The organism is Amycolatopsis kentuckyensis (assembly GCF_002155975.1).
Classification (GTDB): Bacteria; Actinomycetota; Actinomycetes; order Mycobacteriales; family Pseudonocardiaceae; genus Amycolatopsis; species Amycolatopsis kentuckyensis.
Genome location: NZ_MUMI01000664.1, coordinates 1 through 1,346, shown reverse-complemented (window position 1 = coordinate 1,346; position 1,346 = coordinate 1). Strand labels below are relative to the sequence as shown.

General features: G+C 74.3%; 1 protein-coding gene. It reads right to left on the bottom strand.

The genetic code is table 11. The features are described from left to right. A partial coding sequence (locus CCN39_RS45175) for a glycoside hydrolase family protein (protein WP_244211310.1) occupies window positions 1-1,205 on the bottom strand: 1,205 nt, incomplete at its 3' end. Window positions 1,206-1,346: the final 141 nt, after the last annotated feature.

Genomic DNA, 1,346 nt, shown 5'->3' with positions numbered 1-1,346 from the left:
ACACCGGTGCCGCCGGGGATCACGCGCTGGGCAGCTCGATCGGGCTCGCGACCAGCCCCGACGGCATCCACTGGACCCGCGCGGCGGGCGGGCGGCCGATCCTCGGGCCGTCGCACGACGTGCACCGCGGGAACGTCTACGGCGCCGGCGCCGCCGATCGCGGTCGCGCGCACGAGGTCGAACGGCACCCGGTCGCACGGGGCCGCCGACGACAGCGGTGCGTGGCCGTCCGCCCGGCGCACCAGCCCCGGCCCTTCCTGCCACGGCCCGGGCACCACCACGGGCCGGTACGGGTGCTCGGCGAAGTCCGCGGTCCAGAACGTCAGCGTCGTCCCGCCGTCGGTCTCGTGCGCGACGACGAACGCGGCGAGCGCGCCCACCCACATCAGGTCCGCGCTGAACCCGTCGACGACCGACCGCGCGCGCGGCGCCGACGTCGACGCGACCGGCACGAACCCGCCGACGTCCAGGGCCTGCACCCCCGACCCGAACGCCGGATCGCGCGAGCGGAGCAGGAACTGCCCCGCGCCGTTCGGGCCCGCGGCGCGGCCGGTGGTGTCGGTGAACATCAGGTAGAACCAGCCGTCGAGGTAGACGACCGACGGCTGGCCGGCGCCGTAGACGTTCCCGCGGTGCACGTCGTGCGACGGCCCGAGGATCGGCCGCCCGCCCGCCGCGCGGGTCCAGTGGATGCCGTCGGGGCTGGTCGCGAGCCCGATCGAGTTGCCGAGCGCGTGATCCCCGGCGGCACCGGTGTAGTACAGGTAGTAGGTCGAGCCGACGCGCAGCACGGACGGGTCGCAGGTGTGCATGCCGTCGAACTGCCCGGGCGCCCCGGAGAACACGGCGGCCGGGATCCCGCCACCCGGTCCGGTGAACGGCCCGTCGAAGGACTGAGCCTGCGCGTACAGAATGTCGTCCCCGGCCGGGCCGGCGCCCCCGTACTGGCTGCACCACCACATCCGGGTCTGCCCCCGATCGAGCATCACCGACGGTCCGTAGTTGTAGACGGCATCGGCCCCACCGGCGGCGATGACACCACCACTCTGCCGAGGGTCACCCGAAGGAAGTCCGACATCAGCGGGCCGCGGCGGCACGGCGGTCTTCCCGCCCGCGATGGCCGGCTGTTCGCCCGCCGCCTGCGGCTGGGCGTAACCCTCGGTGCAACCCGCGAGCAGAAGCCCCGCCAGCACACTGGCGAGCAAGGCACGAGCGGGTCGCCGACCCCCACGACGAAACGGGTGCACGACATCGGAGTGTAGCGAGAGGCTTCACCCGTCCGAGCGGCCGCGCTCCTGTTCGGCGGTCCTTCGATCGTGACGCCCTGGATCACCCGCCGGCGGGTG